13 protein-coding genes are annotated in these 19,146 nt (G+C 28.5%); 7 read left to right on the top strand and 6 right to left on the bottom strand.

The genetic code is table 11. The features are described 5' to 3' along the window. Positions 1-36: 36 nt before the first annotated feature. Positions 37-1,266, bottom strand: coding sequence for a phage integrase SAM-like domain-containing protein (locus tag H518_RS0112705; RefSeq protein WP_028889413.1), 1,230 nt, complete (start codon positions 1,264-1,266; stop codon positions 37-39). A 151-nt stretch (positions 1,267-1,417) separates the two neighbouring features. Continuing rightward, positions 1,418-2,038, bottom strand: a complete 621-nt coding sequence (gene recR / locus H518_RS0112710; protein WP_028889414.1) for a recombination mediator RecR — start codon at positions 2,036-2,038, stop codon at positions 1,418-1,420. Positions 2,039-2,191: 153 nt separating this feature from the next. On the opposite strand from recR, the gene H518_RS0112715 reads away from it, so the two are divergent. The 7 genes from H518_RS0112715 (at position 2,192) to ggt (ending at position 13,523) form a co-directional block, all read left to right on the top strand. Further along, complete coding sequence (locus H518_RS0112715; protein ID WP_028889415.1) at positions 2,192-3,655, top strand: aminoacyl-histidine dipeptidase; 1,464 nt, start codon at positions 2,192-2,194, stop codon at positions 3,653-3,655. A 1,212-nt stretch (positions 3,656-4,867) separates the two neighbouring features. Further along, a complete protein-coding gene (locus H518_RS0112725; protein WP_028889416.1) occupies positions 4,868-5,560 on the top strand; it encodes a hypothetical protein in 693 nt (230 codons plus the stop codon). A 13-nt stretch (positions 5,561-5,573) separates the two neighbouring features. After that, the gene (locus H518_RS0112730) at positions 5,574-8,288 is read left to right on the top strand and encodes a TonB-dependent receptor (RefSeq protein ID WP_028889417.1); all 2,715 of its coding nucleotides are present in this window, start codon (positions 5,574-5,576) and stop codon (positions 8,286-8,288) included. A 45-nt stretch (positions 8,289-8,333) separates the two neighbouring features. Next, positions 8,334-9,509 (top strand): DUF4249 domain-containing protein, encoded by a 1,176-nt coding sequence (locus H518_RS0112735; protein WP_028889418.1) that lies wholly within the window; start codon positions 8,334-8,336, stop codon positions 9,507-9,509. A 9-nt stretch (positions 9,510-9,518) separates the two neighbouring features. After that, positions 9,519-11,192: a hypothetical protein gene (locus H518_RS0112740; protein WP_028889419.1), complete on the top strand. Its 1,674-nt coding sequence runs from the start codon at positions 9,519-9,521 to the stop codon at positions 11,190-11,192. Positions 11,193-11,239: 47 nt separating this feature from the next. Further along, entirely contained in the window at positions 11,240-11,827 is a 588-nt protein-coding gene (locus H518_RS0112745; RefSeq protein WP_043706904.1) for an acyl carrier protein phosphodiesterase, read from the top strand. 4 nt (positions 11,828-11,831) lie between these two features. After that, positions 11,832-13,523: a gamma-glutamyltransferase gene (ggt, locus tag H518_RS0112750; protein ID WP_028889421.1), complete on the top strand. Its 1,692-nt coding sequence runs from the start codon at positions 11,832-11,834 to the stop codon at positions 13,521-13,523. A gap of 93 nt (positions 13,524-13,616) precedes the next feature. Here the strand turns inward: ggt and H518_RS0112755 are convergent, their stop codons facing one another. From H518_RS0112755 to H518_RS0112770, 4 genes are all read right to left on the bottom strand, one after another. Further along, a complete protein-coding gene (locus H518_RS0112755) occupies positions 13,617-14,348 on the bottom strand; it encodes a GH25 family lysozyme (protein ID WP_028889422.1) in 732 nt (243 codons plus the stop codon). Positions 14,349-14,371: 23 nt separating this feature from the next. After that, the gene (locus H518_RS0112760; protein ID WP_028889423.1) at positions 14,372-16,141 is read right to left on the bottom strand and encodes an FAD-binding oxidoreductase; all 1,770 of its coding nucleotides are present in this window, start codon (positions 16,139-16,141) and stop codon (positions 14,372-14,374) included. 44 nt (positions 16,142-16,185) lie between these two features. Continuing rightward, positions 16,186-17,259, bottom strand: coding sequence for a hypothetical protein (locus tag H518_RS0112765; protein WP_028889424.1), 1,074 nt, complete (start codon positions 17,257-17,259; stop codon positions 16,186-16,188). A 67-nt stretch (positions 17,260-17,326) separates the two neighbouring features. Further along, positions 17,327-19,069, bottom strand: coding sequence for a flavin monoamine oxidase family protein (locus H518_RS0112770; RefSeq protein ID WP_028889425.1), 1,743 nt, complete (start codon positions 19,067-19,069; stop codon positions 17,327-17,329). Between the last annotated feature and the right edge of the window lie 77 nt (positions 19,070-19,146).

Here is a 19,146-nt window from a genome sequence, read left to right on the forward strand (position 1 = left end):
AAGAAAAAACCAACATATTAATGTTGGTTTTTTCTTTTACTCGTTACTTATATTAAGAACCGTATCAATAACCATTCTATGATAATTGTCTATTTTTTCCTGTGGGAATACATCTAAATAAATGTCGGTTGTAGATTTAGTTTTATGACCTAATAATTCTTGTAAATAAAGAAATGGCACTTCATTTAATTTTGCTAAATTTATAAAGGTGTACCTAGCAGACATGGAGGTTAAATTAAAATCAACATTTAAATCTTTTTTCCCTATGTTTCGTAAATTACTATTTATTACTGTAAGCTTATGTTTATAGGCTTTATAATCATTAATACTAGTATCTTTATTGTATCCGTTTTCAAGTAATGGAAAAATGTAATCGTTTCCTTTAACAAAATATTTTTTTATAATTTCTCTAGCTTCAGGGTAAATTTTAATTTTCTGTTTCGTAGAAATTTTTGTTTTCAATTTTTCTCTAGTAAAACTAAAATACTCTCCTTCTATATCTTTGGGTTTAATTAGTGCCATTTCAATAAAATTTATTCCTCTCATTAAAAAACAAAATTTCCAAAAGTCTAACGACATATCTTTATAAGACTTTCCCCAACCAGTGCCATAATTAAGTTTAAATAGTTCTTTTGTCTTAATTAAGTTTAAGTTTCTATTTATAGTTGTTGTAGTTATTTTTTTACTAAAGAGTGACGATTTAAACGGGTTTTTCTTAGGTACAAAATCATCTTGTTCTATAGCGTAGTTATATACTTGCCTAAGTATTGACAAATATCTAGTAGCACTTTTTAAACCTTCATCTTCTAAAAACTTCTTATATTTAGATAGTAATTGAAAATCTAGTTCGTTAAACGAAATATCTTTACCTCCTATAAAGTTTTTAAACTTTTTAAGTTTAGACGCATCTAGTAATTTTGTAGAAATACCAATTTTATTTTCAAAATTAATTTCAGTAGAATATTTAAAAAACATTATTTCTTTAGTATCCTTTCCAGCAAATATGCTTGCAATTTTTTTTGCTGACCAACCTTTATCAATTCCTTCAAACAGCAACTCTTCGCATTCTAAAAGTTTTTTTTGACATATTAATGAAAGCCTTCTATTTTTAGGAAGATTCGTTTTTATATCCCACTCTTCAATATGGCAATTAATATTTAGCGTTGTTATTGCTTTTTTTTTATCTTTAAGTATTTGAATTATTATAGGATGAGAACAATCTTTTAAAGTTTGTGAAGTTTTTAATTTTAATTTAGCTGAAGCCATAAAAGTGAAGTCGTAAAATATTTTAGGTGAACTATAAGTGAAATTAATTACGCTAAATATACATAAATATATTAAAAACTTCACTTTTAAAGTTCCTTAAAAACTAAACAAATACGACTACATAGCCTATACCCCTTATAAAACCAACATATTAAGTCCCTTTAATTGACTGCTCAAAAGGAATTCTATTAACAATACTCCTACCCAATGTAACCTCATCAGCATACTCTAGCTCATCACCAACCGAAATTCCACGAGCAATAGTAGATGTTGTAATATTAAACTTCTCTATTTGTTTATATATATAAAAGTTTGTAGTATCCCCCTCCATTGTAGAACTTAAAGCAAAAATTAATTCTTTCACTTCACCTTCTTTAACTTTGGTAACTAAAGAATCTATTTGTAAATTCTGTGGACCAATACCTTCAATAGGCGATATTTTCCCCCCTAACACATGATATACTCCTCTAAATTGTGCAGTATTTTCAATTGCCATTACATCACGAATATCTTCAACAACACAAACTATTTCGGTTTTCCTATTCGGATTATTACATATTTCACACAAAACAGTATCTGAAATATTATGGCATTTACTACACGAATTTACATCATTTCGTAAATGCGTTAACGCTTCAGTTAAAAACTTTGTATTCTCATTTGGTTGCTTTAACAAATGTAATACCAAACGAAGCGCAGTTCTTTTACCAATACCAGGTAATCTACTCACTTCATCTACTGCTCTTTCTAGTAATTTTGACGAAAAATCCATGGCGCGAATTTACAATTTTTCAATTAGCAAACAGCAATATACACCATATGAATTACCCTATAAAAAGCATCAGCTAATTAATCACTTTTTTGGCTATCGCCCTGCCATTAAAAAAAGTATCTTCGTACTTTAAATTTAAACAAACATTTTACAATGAATTCAGATATTAAAAACTTAGAACCGAAAGCTGTTTGGAAGAATTTTGCTGATTTGAACGCAGTACCTCGTCCTTCAAAAAAAGAAGAAAGAGTCATTCAATTTATGGTTGATTTTGGAAAAAAATTAAACCTTGAAACAATAGTTGATAAAGTTGGTAACGTTATTATTCGTAAACCAGCCTCTTCAGGAATGGAAGATCGTAAAATGATTGTAATGCAAAGTCATTTAGATATGGTGCACCAAAAAAACTCTGATACTGTTTTTGACTTTGATACAGAAGGAATTAAAATGTTTATTGATGGTGACTGGGTTAAAGCTGAAGGAACTACTTTAGGTGCCGATAATGGTTTAGGAGTAGCATCTATAATGGCTGTTTTAGAATCTACCGAAATTGTTCATCCTGCTATTGAAGCATTATTTACCATTGATGAAGAAACTGGTATGACTGGTGCAATGGGATTAGAAGGCGGTGTTTTGCAAGGTGAAATATTATTAAACCTAGATACTGAAGAAGATGATGAAATTGGTATGGGGTGTGCTGGTGGTGTAGATGTAACTGCTACTAGAACTTATAATGAAGAAAATACTCCCGAAAACACAACTGCTTTTTCTATTTCTATTACAGGTTTAAGCGGAGGACACTCTGGAATGGACATTATTAAAGGATTAGGAAATGCTAACAAAATAATGAATCGTTTATTATTTGACGGTTTTACAAACTTTGGATTACGTGTTTCTGAAATAAACGGAGGTAGTTTACGAAATGCAATACCACGTGAAAGTTTTTCATCAGTAGTTATTGATACAGTTTCTAAAGAGCCTTTCTTATTTGAAATTCACGAATTAATTAATAGCATTAAAGCTGAATTTTTATCACTAGAACCAAATTTATCTATTGAATTGAAAGAAATTGAATCTCCTAAAAAAGTAATGGATTTAGGAATTCAAGAAGGATTAATAAAAGCTACATATACTGCTTTGAACGGAGTATACCGTATGAGTCCAGACATTGAAGGATTGGTTGAAACTTCAAACAACATAGCTCGTGTTATTGTAAAAGAAGGAAAAATAAAAATAGGGTGCTTAACACGTTCTTCTTCTGAAACTAACAAATGGGATTTAGCTAATTCATTACGTGCTGCTTTTGAATTAGCAGGTTTTGATGTTGAATTTTCAGGGTCATATCCAGGTTGGTTACCTAACTTAGATTCTGAAATATTAAAAATAGTTGCAAAACTATATGAAGATTTACATCATGAAAAGCCAAATGTTGCGGCTTGTCATGCAGGTCTAGAATGCGGACTTTTAGGTCAGAATTACCCTGAGATGGATATGGTTTCTTTTGGACCTAATATTAGAGGCCCACACTCTCCTGATGAACGTGCTCAAATTTCATCTACACAAAAATATTGGAATTTTTTATTAGAAATTTTAAAGAGCATCCCTAGTAAAAACTAATATTAATATGTGACAGCATTAAATAGCGTTACAAAATTAATAATTTAAAGGTAGTAATTTTATATTACTACCTTTTATAGTTTTATATAATCCTCTTTTGATTTTATTTCATTTACGCATTTGATTAGGAATGAGCATATAATTAGATAAATGAGAGCTAATATTATTGTAAATTTCTACAGCATTTTTAACTAATTTTGTTTTAATTTTAAGATTAATATAATACTTATAAATATCAAATTATTTTTAATAGTCTTTGATATTCATTAGAACAATACTGCAAGCCTCTATCTGAATGATGAATTATTGGTTTATTTCAATAAGCTTTCTTTTTTAGCACCATTTATAAAGCGGTGGATTCAATTGATAAAAGAACCCTTTACATTTAAACAACTATTACTAACATTATAACCTATAACTTTTTTAGAATACACATCAGTAATTTTTCTTGTTCTAATTTGAGGCATTAAAAGGCATTTTGACTCTACTAAATTCATCACCCTAAAACTTAATTTTAACTTCTCTTTTATTGATATAATATTTCGATAACACATCTATCTATCAACCCTTAGTAATTACATGTAACTTTTACACTTTGTTTTTATTACTTAGGTTCTTACTTTTTTCTAATAGGAATATTAAACTCTTTTTCTGCAATATCAATCATCATATCAAATAAAATAACTTTTGATCTGCTCTATCCGCTAAACCTCCTTCCCTTTTCCCTCTACTTTTCAAGTAATTTACTCTACTGCTCTAACTATAGAATAGATTGCACTGGAGTTTTAGCCATATCTTAATTAATTGTATATTCAGAATCAAAAGTCATCATATTTTTCAATCCAATTAACAACGATTTTCCTACATTGAATACCACAAGTAGACAAACTCCCTAATTTAATATATTCAACAATCTGTAGTTTTAAATTTAAACTATAATCCTTTTATGTTCGAGTTTTGTAATTTGAACCTTGTTTTTCCCATAAATAAATAGAACTTAGTTTAACACTATTTCAGTACGAAATATGACAACAACTTAAAAACCACAACTAATCAATTGTAGTTTTTTTAATATCGAAAAAAACAGAAATAACACATATTAACATCTAACTTTTTTCATTTTAAAAAAAATGTAAAAAAATTAACATATATCCTAAAAAAAAAAATGTAGCTTTACATTGAAAAAGTTTTTAATTTAAATTGCTCTCTAAAATGAAAACACTGCTAATAGTATTACTCTTTTTGGTCACCCCTATTCTTTTCTCTCAAGAGAGTGAAATTTCTAAATCTTTTTATTCTTCATTTGACAAAACTATTGGTCTACAAAATACAGATTTAAGTTATGGTGTGATTTTTAAAGAAAATTACAGAAAATTAAAAGGTAATCATAATTTTTTTTTAAATGATCATTTTGAATCAGGAAACATTACATATAGTGGAGACTCTTATTTTAATGTAAAAATGAAATACGACCTAGTTGATGATGTTATTATACTAAACATAGCTAACAAAGACCAAAATATATCTTTGATCCCTGAAAAAGAGCTAATATCTAAATTTTCCTTTTATAATTTAAAATTTGTATACACAAAAGAACATGGATTTCTTGAAGAAAAAACTTCAAATGAAAACTTTTCTATATATACTAAGCATATTAAAAAAGCAAAAGAGAATAGAGATCGAAAGTATATATACTATACTTTTAAAGAACAGTATAAGAAATTATTGTTTTATAAAGATCAATATTATTTTATAAAATCTAAAAAAGATTTTATAACTATTTTTCCAAAAAATAAAAAAACTATTACAAAATTCTATAAAAAAAATAAATTTTTGTTGAAAAATAATTTTGATCATTTTATTGTAAAACTAATAAATGAACTTTTAATTGAATTGAAAAAGTAATAGAATCTCTCCCATGAAAAAAATTATAATTATCTCATTGCTACTTCATTTTTCTACTCTTTTATCTCAAAATAAATCTAATAAAATTTCTGTAACTTTTAAAGACCTTAATAAGAAAGGGATCATTAAATTAATAGAAAAAAAAACTGATTATCGTTTTTTTTACATTGATGAATGGATTGATAATAAAAAAATCACTAATACTCTTAATAACTTAAACATCCATGAAGTTTTAGATATCATTTTTAATGATACTTCTATCAACTATTTTGTTCTAAAAAAAAAAATAATACTTACCAATCGTAATTTAATAAAAAAAAGTTTTTATGATAATTATAATGAAGTTGATGATAACATTCCTTTTTTAATCAACACTAAAAAAAATGGACAAAAAATACTTAAAATAGGTAAGGAAAATAAAATCATAAAAAAGACATATTTACTTACCGGTTTCATTAAAAATAACAAAACAAAAAAACCTATTGAAGGTGTTACTATATTTGAAAGAAAAAAAAACATCCATACAACTACTGACAAAAATGGGTATTACTCATTAAATCTTCCTTATGGCAAGAATAATATTGAGACATTTTTTATTGATTTCAATAGTAAAAGTAAAGACCTTGTCATATATGATGATGGTTCTTTTAATATGTTTCTTGTTGAAGAGTCAGAGCAATTAGATGAAGTTATTATTAATGCCAATAGAAATAAAAATGTAAAACAAACTATAGCGGGTATTACACAAATTAAAGCTCAAGAAATAAAAAAAATACCTTTAGTTTTAGGAGAAAGAGATATTTTAAAAGTAGCTACAACATTACCTGGTATTACATCTGCCGGAGAAGGTTCTGAGGGTATAAATGTAAGAGGTGGTAAAATAGATCAAAATTTATTCTTATTAGAAAATGGTGCCATATATAACCCTACACATTTTTTAGGATTATTCTCCGCAATTAATCCATTTACTACAAATGATCTAAAAATATACAAAGGAAACATACCTGCTGAATATGGAGGTAGATTGTCCTCTGTTTTTGATATTAGTATTAAAAATCCTAGTACCAATAAGTTTCAAGGGGAAGCATCTATAGGACCTGTTACAGGAAATCTTAATATAGAAACACCTATAATAAAAGGTAAATCTGGAGTTATGCTTGGTCTTAGAAGTACTTATTCTGATTGGCTATTAAACTTAATAGATAATAAAAAATTAAAAAACAGTAGTGTGTCTTTTTTTGATGCAATAACTAAATATAAACACAAATTTAACGAAAATAATGATATTAGTTTTACTGCTTATTACAGTAAAGATCAATATCAAATTGCTTCTGACACTATTAATAAATATAGCAATAAAGTTACTTCTCTTAATTGGCATCATAAGTTTGATGATAAAAATAGTGGTAACTTAATTTTATCTAATAGTAACTATTCTTTTGATATAGGCTATGAAAAAAAAGATAATAATAAGGGATTTAACCTTAAGTACAGAATTAATGAAACTGATTTAAAACTTAAATTTAAATACATTCGTTCACAAAAACATAATATTGACTACGGTCTCGAATCTAAATTTTATAGCATATCCCCAGGAAATAAAACTCCTCAAGGAGATCTCTCTTCGGTAACACCACTTTCAATCCCTAATGAAAAAGCTCTTGAAAATAGCTTGTTTATTTCAGATGAAATTACCTTTAATAAAAAGGTTACTATAAATTTTGGACTCCGTTTATCTCAATATCTCGCTTTAGGTTCTTCTTCTCAAAGAATCTATCAAGAAGGATCCCCAATAAACTCTTCAACTTTAATTAACACAAAAGAATATAAGAATAATGAAATTTTTAAAACGTATGAAGGATTGAGTTATAGATTATCAGGAAGATATTCATTAACAAATGACTTTTCATTAAAAGCTAGTTTTAATAAATCTTTTCAATACATACATCGACTAAATAATAATACCACTGCTACCCCCGTAGATACCTGGAGACTTTCTAATACAAATATCAAGCCTCAAGAAGGCATACAAACATCTTTTGGTATTTTTAAAAATATAAACGGAAATAATTATGAAATTAGTTTAGAGGGATATTATAAGAAGTATAAAAACCTTTTAGATTATAAAGTAGGTGCTAATTTATTATTAAACGAGAATATAGAAACTGAGGTTTTACAAGGAGAAGGAAAATCTTATGGTGTTGAATTTTTAATAAAAAAAAATAAAGGAAAACTAAATGGATGGTTAGGATACAGCTATTCTAAATCTCAGATTCAACTAAACAGTAAATTCAATGAAGAAACTGTAAATGACGGGGAATTTTTTCCTACTAATTACGACAAGCCTCATGATTTTAGCGCTGTTTTAAATTATAAGCTAACTGAAAGATATAGCTTCTCTACTAATTTCACTTATCAAACAGGTAGGCCTATAACATACCCTACAGGTAAATACATATCTCAAGGTATCGAGTTTTTAACTTATAGCAATAGAAACCAATTCAGAATTCCTGATTATTACAGATTAGATATTGGGTTTAACATAGAAGGTAACCATAAAATTAAAAAATTTGCTCATAGTTTTTGGAGTATTTCTATTTATAATGTTTTAGGAAGAAACAACCCTTATTCAGTATATTTTGAAAATATAAACGGTAATGTAAATGGATATAAAAGCTCTATTTTTTCTACTCCCATACCAACAATTACTTATAATTTTAAATTTTAGATTATGCTATCAAATAAAAACTACTTTTATATAATAATGATATTTATGTCTTTCTCAAGTTGCATAGAACCACTTAAACTTGAAGACATTACATTTGAAAGCCACATCGTTATTAATACTACAATTACTGATGAGTTTAAAAATCATACAATAAACATTTCAAAAACTATTAGAATTGATTCTACTGGTATAGACCCCGAAGAAAATGCTTTGGTTTCAATAACCGATAGTAATAATGTAATCTACACTTTCAAAGATACAGGAAATGGTATTTATGAATCTATTAATAAATTCAAAGCAGAACCTAACAAAACTTATACTTTAGAAATTGAAACAAATAATGGCATAAAATACATTTCTACACCTGAAGAATTACCTTTAACTTCTGGAATAAAAGATATTTATATTGATGTTGAAAAAAGTGAATTAAATGAAATTAAAGCAGTAGTAAAAACAAATAGTATTGGTAACTCTAATATTGAAGGTAAATTCTACCGCTATGAATATGAGGAAACATTTAAAGTTAAAACTTCAGTATGGAATGATGAAAAAATAATTATTATTTCTGACACCCCTCCTTACAAATTTGAATTAGCACCTAAGACTATAGAAGATGGAATTGGTTTTTGTTATGGAACTAGAAAACCTAAAAGTATAATTTTAACAGAAACTAAAACATTATCACAAGACAAAGTATTAGGATTTCCTGTAAGATCGATTCCTTTAAATAATTACTTAATTGGTATTAGATATAGCATACTTTTAAAACAATATGTATTAAATAAAAAAACTTTTGATTATTATGAATTATTAAATAAATTTTCAAACCCTGACAATATCTTTTCACAAGTTCAGGTTGGTGAAATACTAAGTAATATTAGCTCGTTATCTGGAGATAAAGTTATTGGCTTCTTTGAAGTATCAACCGTTTCTAAAAAGAGAGTATTCTTTAACAGAAATGAAATAACTTCGAACAAATCATTTGTTAACTACAATAATACAAGTGGAAGTGTTTGCTCTAATTCTTTAATCCAGCCATTAATAACAGATACCTCTGGAAAATCTCCTATGTTAAATAGTTTACAAAACTATATCTTTCAGGGCCACCCAAATTTCCCCCCTATCCCTCCCCCAAACAAACCGTATATATTAATTTCAAAAATATGTGGCGATTGCACTCATATTGGACCTGCTACAAAACCTACTTTTTGGATCGATTAAAAAATAAACATGAAAAATAAAATATTCTCTATAATTACAATATTCTCTTGTATTTTAATTATAGCACAAGAGAAAAAGTCATCTCTTTTTAATAATTTAAATGATTTACCTAAAGAAAAAATTTTTGTTCATTCAAATTCTAACTTCTTACTTACCGGAGAAACTTTATATTATAAAATTTATTGTTTAGACCAAATTAAAAACTCTTTATCTACATATAGTAAAGTTGCATATATAGAATTAATAAACTCTGATAATAAAAGCATTGTAAAACAAAAAATTAATCTTATTAAAAGTTCTGGTTACGGTGATTTTTTTTTAAACACAACTATTAAAACTGGGGCGTATAAATTAATTTCTTATACTCAATGGATGAGAAATAAACAGTTGTTTTATGAAGAAGATATATTCATTGTAAATCCATTTTCACAAAAAATAAGAGAAGATAATAATATACATAAAACTTTTAAAAGTTTTAAAAAATTAGACTCCATTTCTTCTAAAAATAGTAAGACATATTCAAAAAGAGAAAAAGTATTATTAGACCTTCCTCTTGTTATTCAAAAAAATGTAAAAAACTTTTCTATTTCAATCAAAAAAAAGGAAAAATTAAATTTGCAAAGGAAAAATAACTATAGCTCAATCTTAACTAGCTTTGAGAAAGAACACAAGAGTAATTATTTTTATCTACCCGAATTAAGAGGATCACTTATAAAAGGAAAGATAGTTTCAAAAAACTTTAAAAACAATAAAGTTTCTAATATTAGATTAAGTTTATCTATAAAAAATGATAATAGCCTCCCAAAAACAGCTATAACAAATAAACTAGGTGAATTTTACTTTAATATTAAAAATATTAGAAATAGCACAATTGCAATTCAAATCTTAGATGATAATTTTGATGATTACCATCTCAATCTAGGTTTTAATAATTCTCTCGAAAAAAAATTCGTAAATTTTAAAGAAATATACTTAAACGATACTATTTCTAAAATTATTAGAGATAGAAGTTTAAATTTACAAATAGAGAACGCATATTATAGCATTAAAAAAGATTCTATTTATGGTGCTACAAGAAAAAAATCTATTTTTGATTATAATAAAATAGTATACAAATTAGATGAATATAAAAGGTTTAATTCAGTAAAAAAGACTTTTATCGAAATCATTAAAAAAGTTAATATTTCAAAAAAGAATAATAATTACCAAATACATGTATTTGGTATTTCTGATGATAAAAATTTAAGTTCTTTACCTTCATTACTTATCATAGATGGAAATATTATATATAATCATAATGATTTTATGGATTTTAATCCAAAAAGAATAAATACCATATCCATTATTAATAACAAATATTTTTATGGTAGTGGTATATATCAAGGAATTGTTATAATAGATACATATCAAAGAAGTTATTTACCTAACCAAAAACAATTAAAGGAATTTAACATACTAAAACCACAACCTAAAAAAAAATATTTCTTCCAAAAACATAAAAGAGAGAACGAAAGAATTCCTGATTATAGAACCCAATTATATTGGAACCCCAACATTGATTTATCTACGAAAGAAATTACTTTTTACACATCAGATGTTTCAGGAGAATTCGAAATAGAAATAGAAGGTTTTACTCAAAAAGGAAAGCCAATATCATTAAGAAAAACTTTTTTTGTAGATTAATAAAAACCACAACATATCAGTTGTGGTTTTTTGTTTACATTTATAAAATGAATTTTTTAGCACATTTATATCTTTCTGGTAATAATACAGATTTAATGATTGGTAATTTTATTGCTGACCATATACGAGGTAATAAGTTTTCTCATTACAAAGAAGAAATACAAAAAGGTATTTTTTTACACCGAGAAATAGATACTTTTACAGATACTCATGATATTGTTAGAAAAAGCAAACGTAGATTACATGAACGTTATGGCCATTATGACGGAGTAATAATCGATATTTTTTATGATCATTTTTTAGCCAGAAACTGGAATACCTACTCACAAATACCGTTAAACACTTACGTTAAATCTGTTTATAAGTTATTACAAGACAACTACAACATTCTTCCTGAAAAAACACAAGAAATACTTCCTTTTTTAACAAAATACAACTGGCTCTATAATTATCAATTTGCTAATGGAATTCAAGAAGTATTAAACGGAATGAATAAACGCACTAAAGGAAAATCACAAATGAATTTAGCTTCTGAAGACCTATTAGTTCACTATCAATTACTTGAAAATGATTTCACACTTTTTTTTGAGGACTTACGTAAATTTTGTGACTCTAAAATAAATCTAACAACTTAAAACCATGAAAAAAGGCTTTTTTTTTACTTTTCTACTTATTAATTTATTAAGCTGTAAAACAGCTATAAAAAAAGAAAAAACAACTGGATTAATTACAAGTAAAGCCATGGTTGTTTCTGCTCGTAAAGAAGCTTCTAAGATAGGAAATGATATTCTTAAAAAAGGAGGAAATGCTTTTGACGCAATGGCTGCTACAGAACTTGCGCTTGCTGTAGCCTACCCGTATGCAGGCAATATTGGCGGAGGGGGCTTTATGGTATACAGAAATAAAAACGGAGAAATTGGCGCTTTAGACTATCGTGAAAAAGCACCTATTGCCGCTACAAAAAAAATGTATTTAGACACTAATGGCAATGTTATAAAACACAAAAGTACACTTGGTGCAATGGCCGTAGGTGTACCAGGAACAATTGCTGGAGTTTTTGCCACTCATAAAAAATTTGGATCACTACCTATTTCTGATATTTTAACACCTGTAATTGCATTAGCAAAAAAAGGTGTTATTGTAACAAAAAAACAAGCCTACAAAATAAAAAAACATCAACCATCTTTTCTTAAAGCAAATAAAGACTCTATCCTTTTTTCTAAAAATTGGAAAGAAAATGATACTATAAAATACAATGCTTTAGCTAATACCTTAACTCGTATTTTAGAAAATGGACGTGATGAGTTTTACAAAGGAGATACGGCAAAACGTCTTGTAAAATTTATGCAAGAAAATGGGGGGATAATAACCGAAGAAGATTTAGCTAAATATGAAGTAAAATGGAGAACACCTATTACTTTTAAATATGATGACTTACGTATTATATCTATGTCACCTCCTTCTAGTGGAGGTATTTGTTTAGCTCAAATTATGAATGCTATTGAACCTTACAACTTAGATAAATTCGGACACAACACAACAAAAACAATACAAGTTGTTACAGAAGCTGAAAGACGTGCTTATGCAGATAGAAGTCATTTTTTAGGAGATCCTGATTTTGTAAAAATTCCTTTAAAAACTTTAACAAGTAAAGAATACATAAAAGAAAGAATGAATAACTTTTCTTTTAATAAAGCAACCTCTTCTAAAGATGTTTCTTATGGAAGTGTAGAAATGGTTGAAAGTAACGAAACCACTCACTACTCTATTGTAGATCAATTCGGTAATGCTGTATCAGCAACAACTACTATAAACGCGGCATTTGGCTCAAAATTATACTGTGAAGATTTAGGCTTCTTTTTAAATAATGAAATGGATGATTTTAGTAGTAAAGCTGGTACACCTAATATGTTTGGTTTAATTGGAGCTAAAGCAAACGAAATTGCACCTGAAAAACGAATGTTAAGCTCAATGACTCCTACTATTGTCGAAAAAAACGGAAAATTATGGATGGTTGTAGGAACACCTGGTGGCTCAACAATTATCACTTCTGTTTTACAAACCATTTTAAACGTACATGAATTTAAAATGGGAATGCAAGAAGCTGTTAACCAACCACGATTTCACCACCAATGGTTACCTGATGTTATTATGATGGAACCTAATAAATTTAACAACACGGTTAAACAAAACTTACAAAAAACTGGTTATATTTTAAACGAAGAAGACTCACCTGTAATCGGAAAGGTTGCAGCCATTTTAATATTACCTAATGGAAAACTAGAAGGTGGAGCCGATCCTAGAGGAGATGACAAAGCACTTGGTTTCTAATTATTAAAAAAAACACTAAAACAGTTTGATTTTTATCAAGATTACAAAAAATAAAACTGTCTTTAAACCAAAAATAATATGTAAAAGTTATTTTTATTTGATACTGCTATTTTTAATAAATATTTTAAATTCTTCTAAACTACCATTAAACATGTCTAAATCATCAGTTACACCATCAAGCTTATAGCTATCAGACCTCTGCCATATTAACCATCCTTTTTCTTTCCAAGTATTAGGTAAATCAGGAGATTTTTCTCCATTATAATTAGCTATCCATAATTTATAATTTGCAAAAAAAGAATCATTCAAGTACTTATTTCCTGTAAAAACACTTGTATATATTATAGGTTTACGATCTAGTGTTTTCTCTAATTGGTTAATAAATATTTTTAATGTATGTTGAACTTCTTCTACAGATTGTGATACATCAATTCCCCCTGCTTCAAAATCTATTATTGGAGGAATATCTGATTTTTTAATACTTCCAATAGTATTTGTAAAATGATTGGCCTGAGCTATAGGATCATCATCACTTCTATAAAAATGATAAACTCCTCTTATAAATGATTTTTCTTTAATCATTTTCCAATTATAACTAAACTTCGGATCAGTATACGTAATTCCTTCAGTAGCTTTACAAATGATAAAACTTAAACTATCTTTTTGTTTACTTAACTCAGTAATTTCATCACCTTGATACTTAGAAATATCAATACCATAAACAAATAACGGAACATCACTTGTTACTTTTACTTCTTTTTTTGGCTGACTATAACTAAAGAATGAGATTGTTAAAAGAATAAATATTGATATCTGTTTTTTCATTATTAACGATATTTGGTTCGTTTTTATAAAATAGTTTTTCTTGATTTAAAAATACATTTTTTATCTTCACTATAATCCAACTTTATACCTATTAATTTTTCGTAATTATCTACAAAATAATTTTTGGTCGGTACAGAAGCGTCTTTAAAACTAATAAAAGAACCATTAGTTTCATTTATTATATAATCACGACACTCTTCCATCCAATCTAAAGCCCTGTTAGAATAAAATCGTGTTGGAATTACTTTATCGATTGTATTTTCATCCATTTTACATTTACAATCACTTTCAGTCTGAGTAGGCATATCCCACCATGTTTGGTATTGAATTGTAAAGGCTCTCTCCTGAAACGGAAAAGCACATTTTAAAGCAGATTTTTCTCTAGCATTTTTAGTAGCATAAAAGTCTCCCTGAATAGCTCCTAAAGTAATATATGATGAGATATTCGTTTCTTCAATTCCTTTTAATAACGTTGATTGTAACGAACAAACTAACTGTTCCCTACTTTTGTCATCCCAACTATTTGTTGGCATTCTCGATGTAATTTTATGAGGAGCAGGACAATCAGTTTCTAAACTCAACCCATTTTCTTTTGCAGTAACAGAATACCTATCCCACGACTCAAAAGTATATGGATATCCATTAGTAGCTCCTTTAGTAAAAGTTGAAATATGTGTATCATTAGTTAATTCATCAAACTTAATTTTTAATCCTTCAATAACAGCAGTTATCATCTCTGCCTTTTCTTCTTTATTAAAATCAGGATCATTTTCTATCAATTTAACCAAATAACTACCCCATTCAATCATCATCGTTTTCAACTCTTCACGAGTTCCTCCAAAATGTCCATTTAGTGTCCAGTCTAAAACGGCATTTTCAGACACTTCCTTTTTACTGGCTACCTGTTTTGCTACAACTTTTAAGTTAGTTCCTATAAGTTGATTATTTTTTCCTGGTGCTGTTATACTTTCCCATGCTTCAATAACTGCTGTCGCTTTTATTTTTTTGAATACAGGAAGCATATTATAAGAAATATGAAAACTAGAAGCTATCTCTGGCAATTCAAAAGGTTCATAGAAAAACTCAGTTACAATACCATAACTTAATCCTCCTCCTCCACGGATTGCCCATAATAATTTACTTTCAGCACCTTCAATATTCCCATTATTAGCTTTTTCTTTATTATAAAAAGCACTAGACCCTAAGTATTTTACCGTTCCATTTCCTAAAACTATGGTTGCCCCCATTAATCGTTCGCAGCCCATTCCATACTTACGAGTCCAAGGCCCCCAGCCTCCTCCCATCGTATATCCTGCGATGGCAACACTTTGACATGTTCCGTGTGGAATACCTAAATGTTCTTTATCTAATACTTCTTTTATACTTTTAAATTTTGCACCAGGTTGAATACTTATTTGTTTAACCTCTCCTCTATCTATAGGGTATTTTTTTAAAGAAGCATCAGTTTTATTCATTAGAGCAAAGTCAATCAATACTTTTCCTGTAGCTACACATTCTCCTTCATGGTCATGGCCTCCAGATTTTACAGTAATTTGTATATTATTGTCCGTTGCATATTGAGTTGCTATAGCCACATGCTCTGTGTTATGCGGCTGTATAATTAAAGAAGGCATGAAGTCGAATCTTCTATTAAAAACTTTTCTTAATTCATTATATGAATCATCTCCTGAGGGTTGCCAAAAATTTGGTTTTATTATACAATCGCAAAAAGCTTTTTTAAAATTATCAATCGCTTCTTGGTCAATTTTAACTTTATACATATCGTTTTTCATAATTATAGGGGGAATAAATTTTATTCTGTATTATTAATTAATATTTATTTTTTTAAAGCAGCAAGGATTTTATCTTTCTCTTCTCCTTCAATTTTTTCTAAGAAATTAAAAAGCTTACTATGCTCTTCTTTTTTTATAGTCTCTTCTGTAACTTTAAGCAATTCACTTTCTACATCTTCTTTTAAAGTACCCAAACCGACTTTAAAAGGTGTTCCATCATAATATCTTGCTATTGTTCCTGGACCTTCTGGAGAACCATGGTCGGCATCAATAGATTCTCTCCACTTTCTTGCATGGCTTGCCCATTCGTCTTGATCAACTAACGCTGGTTGAGTAAACCAAACATTCCATGTGAGTATATTGTCTTTCTGCAACATATTACCAGACCCTAAATTAAAAACATCCATAATGAATTTGTTAAATTCATCTACTACTGGATATCCTGTTTTTTTAATAGCTCCAATTTGTACATTTAAATTACCTACAGTCCAGGCTTCTTCTTCATGTTTTGCAAAATCAGGGATAGGAAAACCACTACTCTGCCCTTTTTTTAAAGGAAATACTGGTTGTTCAGGATCTCCAACTAAACTTGTAAAAACAACTATTGCTTGTGATTTTTTTGAAGGAAAAGGCAAGTAACTTTTTTCAAAATGATCCCACAATTGCTTTACTATAAAATTTTGTTTTGCTCCTGGGCTAAACCATATTTTACCAACAACTCCCATATCGGCAGCCAATTCTTTATTATCTTCATTTACCCAACCTCTTGTACCTGTAACTGTAACCTCTACATTTAAGGTTCCCAAAGAAGGAGAACTAATACCTTGCTGTGGGCAAATAATAGAATATACCTTTCCTGTATCAGTATATCCAATTCTTGAAATATCTGGAGCAAACATTTGATAACATCTCCTTGGGTTTGGTTTTCCCATTTGTGTTTCCCAACTAAATTCCGGCCATTTCACCGCTTGTTGTCGTTGAAGTTTATCAATATTCAACATATTATCTGGCATTGGTAATGAACTAAGATCTGGATTTGGATATGCAAATTCAGGGTTTGACGTTGCAAATCCACCAATCCAACCTGCTGGTATTGCTGTTTCTAGTTTCGTTTTCATTTTATGTTTAGATTAGTTTAGTTTATTTCAGTTTTTTTTAAGCATCATTTTTAATAGACAACTATTTTTAAAAGCTTACGGGAGTTCCATTTACTTCTAATGCCGCACGAATTCCAGATTCTATAGCACCTTCTATCCAAGCATGTTTTAAAGAGGCATGTTCTCCTGCAAAATGCACTTTTCCATTCCACTCTGGTTTTTCAATGTCAGCCTGTAATAAATTCAATTGACCTGGTGAAAAGATAGCTGCCTCACCAAAAGCATATGGATTTTGCATCCAAGCCACAGTAGCTGCTCCTTTTATTTTATCTACATATCCTATTGCTTCTGGTGCTTCTGGATCAAACACTGATAGGTTTTTAATACGTTGCTGTTCCTTTAAATCATCTGGCGCATGCGCGACAGCGATATTATCTAATGCATAAATATATCGGTCCATATGACTCATAGAATCCCATTTTCTAGCGTCATCAGCCCAACAGTAACAAGCCAACATTAATCCATGACCTTTTCCATTTATATCCTGACTTGGATAGTATATAAAACGATTTGCTAAATCTGTAATAGTTCCTCCTCCAACAATATCATATGGAGCTTTTTCCCACCATCTTTCTTTGAATTCAATTAAAACCTTTGTTGCAGCATCATAATGAAGTTCTCGGATTGCTTTTCTTTTTCCCTGTGAAAACTCAGGCCAAATATGTACCATTCTTAATGCTGAAAAAGGGACGGTAACAATTGCTTCGTCAAATTCCATGTCAGAAACTGATACTTCTTGTTTCTTATATCCCCTTTTTTCATAATACGATGCTTCTCGTTTAATTTCAATTTCAGTAGAAATTTTCACTTTTCCATCTCTCAAATAAATATCAGTCATTCTAGTATCCAAATGAGTAATTTTTGCTAATTCATGCTTTGCGTAGAACTTTTCTGTAATTACATCTGTACCTCCAATTACCTGCCAAAAAACAGTATCGTTTTTAATAATATTAGATTCAATAAAACTTTGAATAAAATCATATGACATACGCGATTCTAAATTCTGAAGCACTCCTATCATTTCAATGGCATTCTCTGAGTAATTTGTGAATTCCTTTAAAAACCTACGCATCGAATATTCCCCTAGCTTCTCTATTAATTTTGGCCAATTCTCTATAGGATTAATCGCTATAAAATCTATAAGAGGCTGCATTGCATTGGTTAGCAAGTCACCCGCATTTTGATTTTCTCCTAAAACTGCTGGATCGACACTTTCTTGTAAATTATAATTTAATAACTCATTTATATTAGTACTTTTATTATAAACGTTTTGTCGTACCTGTTTATAATTAACAAATAAAAACGAGTTAAATGTTTTCTTAGGAAATGTTAAACTGAATTTTTTATAATTTTCATAAGCTTCTTCCTTGTTTTTAAGAGCTTCCTTTTTATCTACAGAAACATAATAAAACGGTTCTAAATCAACATCAAGCTGCTTACAATATTCCATTAACATATAATGAAAATCAGGTAAACGCATTGCTCCAGCTTCAGCATATAATGATGGATCTTCCCAATATTTTTTCTCTTCCGTATTTCTAAATGTTTTTATTCTTCCTCCAATTCGAGTATTCGCTTCTACTATGGTAACATTATGTCCTGATTTTTTTAAGATTGAAGCAGTTACCATACCTGCCATTCCAGCACCAACAACTAAAATATCTTTTTTATCTCCTTTTCTTTCTGGAAATCCGTTTTGAATATATTCTAAGTATTTTTTATCAATTGGATCTTCTTCTTCTTTTAATAGACTATGTAAATATGTTTTCATTATGTATTTTTTTAATATTTATTACTAATTTTCATATAGTATTAATGTATTTCACATCCTAAATTATTAATTAACTT

The sequence above is a fragment of the Tenacibaculum ovolyticum DSM 18103 genome, assembly GCF_000430545.1.
Classification (GTDB): domain Bacteria; phylum Bacteroidota; class Bacteroidia; order Flavobacteriales; family Flavobacteriaceae; genus Polaribacter; species Polaribacter ovolyticus.

Bases quoted from the DNA above. Each gene is read 5' to 3' on its own strand.
- H518_RS0112770 (WP_028889425.1), bottom strand. From the start codon at position 19,069: ATGAAAACATATTTACATAGTCTATTAAAAGAAGAAGAAGATCCAATT.
- H518_RS0112740 (WP_028889419.1), top strand. From the start codon at position 9,519: ATGAAAAATAAAATATTCTCTATAATTACAATATTCTCTTGTATTTTA.
- H518_RS0112715 (WP_028889415.1), top strand. From the start codon at position 2,192: ATGAATTCAGATATTAAAAACTTAGAACCGAAAGCTGTTTGGAAGAAT.
- H518_RS0112755 (WP_028889422.1), bottom strand. From the start codon at position 14,348: ATGAAAAAACAGATATCAATATTTATTCTTTTAACAATCTCATTCTTT.
- recR (WP_028889414.1), bottom strand. From the start codon at position 2,038: ATGGATTTTTCGTCAAAATTACTAGAAAGAGCAGTAGATGAAGTGAGT.
- H518_RS0112765 (WP_028889424.1), bottom strand. From the start codon at position 17,259: ATGAAAACGAAACTAGAAACAGCAATACCAGCAGGTTGGATTGGTGGA.
- ggt (WP_028889421.1), top strand. From the start codon at position 11,832: ATGAAAAAAGGCTTTTTTTTTACTTTTCTACTTATTAATTTATTAAGC.
- H518_RS0112730 (WP_028889417.1), top strand. From the start codon at position 5,574: ATGAAAAAAATTATAATTATCTCATTGCTACTTCATTTTTCTACTCTT.
- H518_RS0112760 (WP_028889423.1), bottom strand. From the start codon at position 16,141: ATGAAAAACGATATGTATAAAGTTAAAATTGACCAAGAAGCGATTGAT.
- H518_RS0112745 (WP_043706904.1), top strand. From the start codon at position 11,240: ATGAATTTTTTAGCACATTTATATCTTTCTGGTAATAATACAGATTTA.
- H518_RS0112705 (WP_028889413.1), bottom strand. From the start codon at position 1,266: ATGGCTTCAGCTAAATTAAAATTAAAAACTTCACAAACTTTAAAAGAT.
- H518_RS0112725 (WP_028889416.1), top strand. From the start codon at position 4,868: ATGAAAACACTGCTAATAGTATTACTCTTTTTGGTCACCCCTATTCTT.
- H518_RS0112735 (WP_028889418.1), top strand. From the start codon at position 8,334: ATGTCTTTCTCAAGTTGCATAGAACCACTTAAACTTGAAGACATTACA.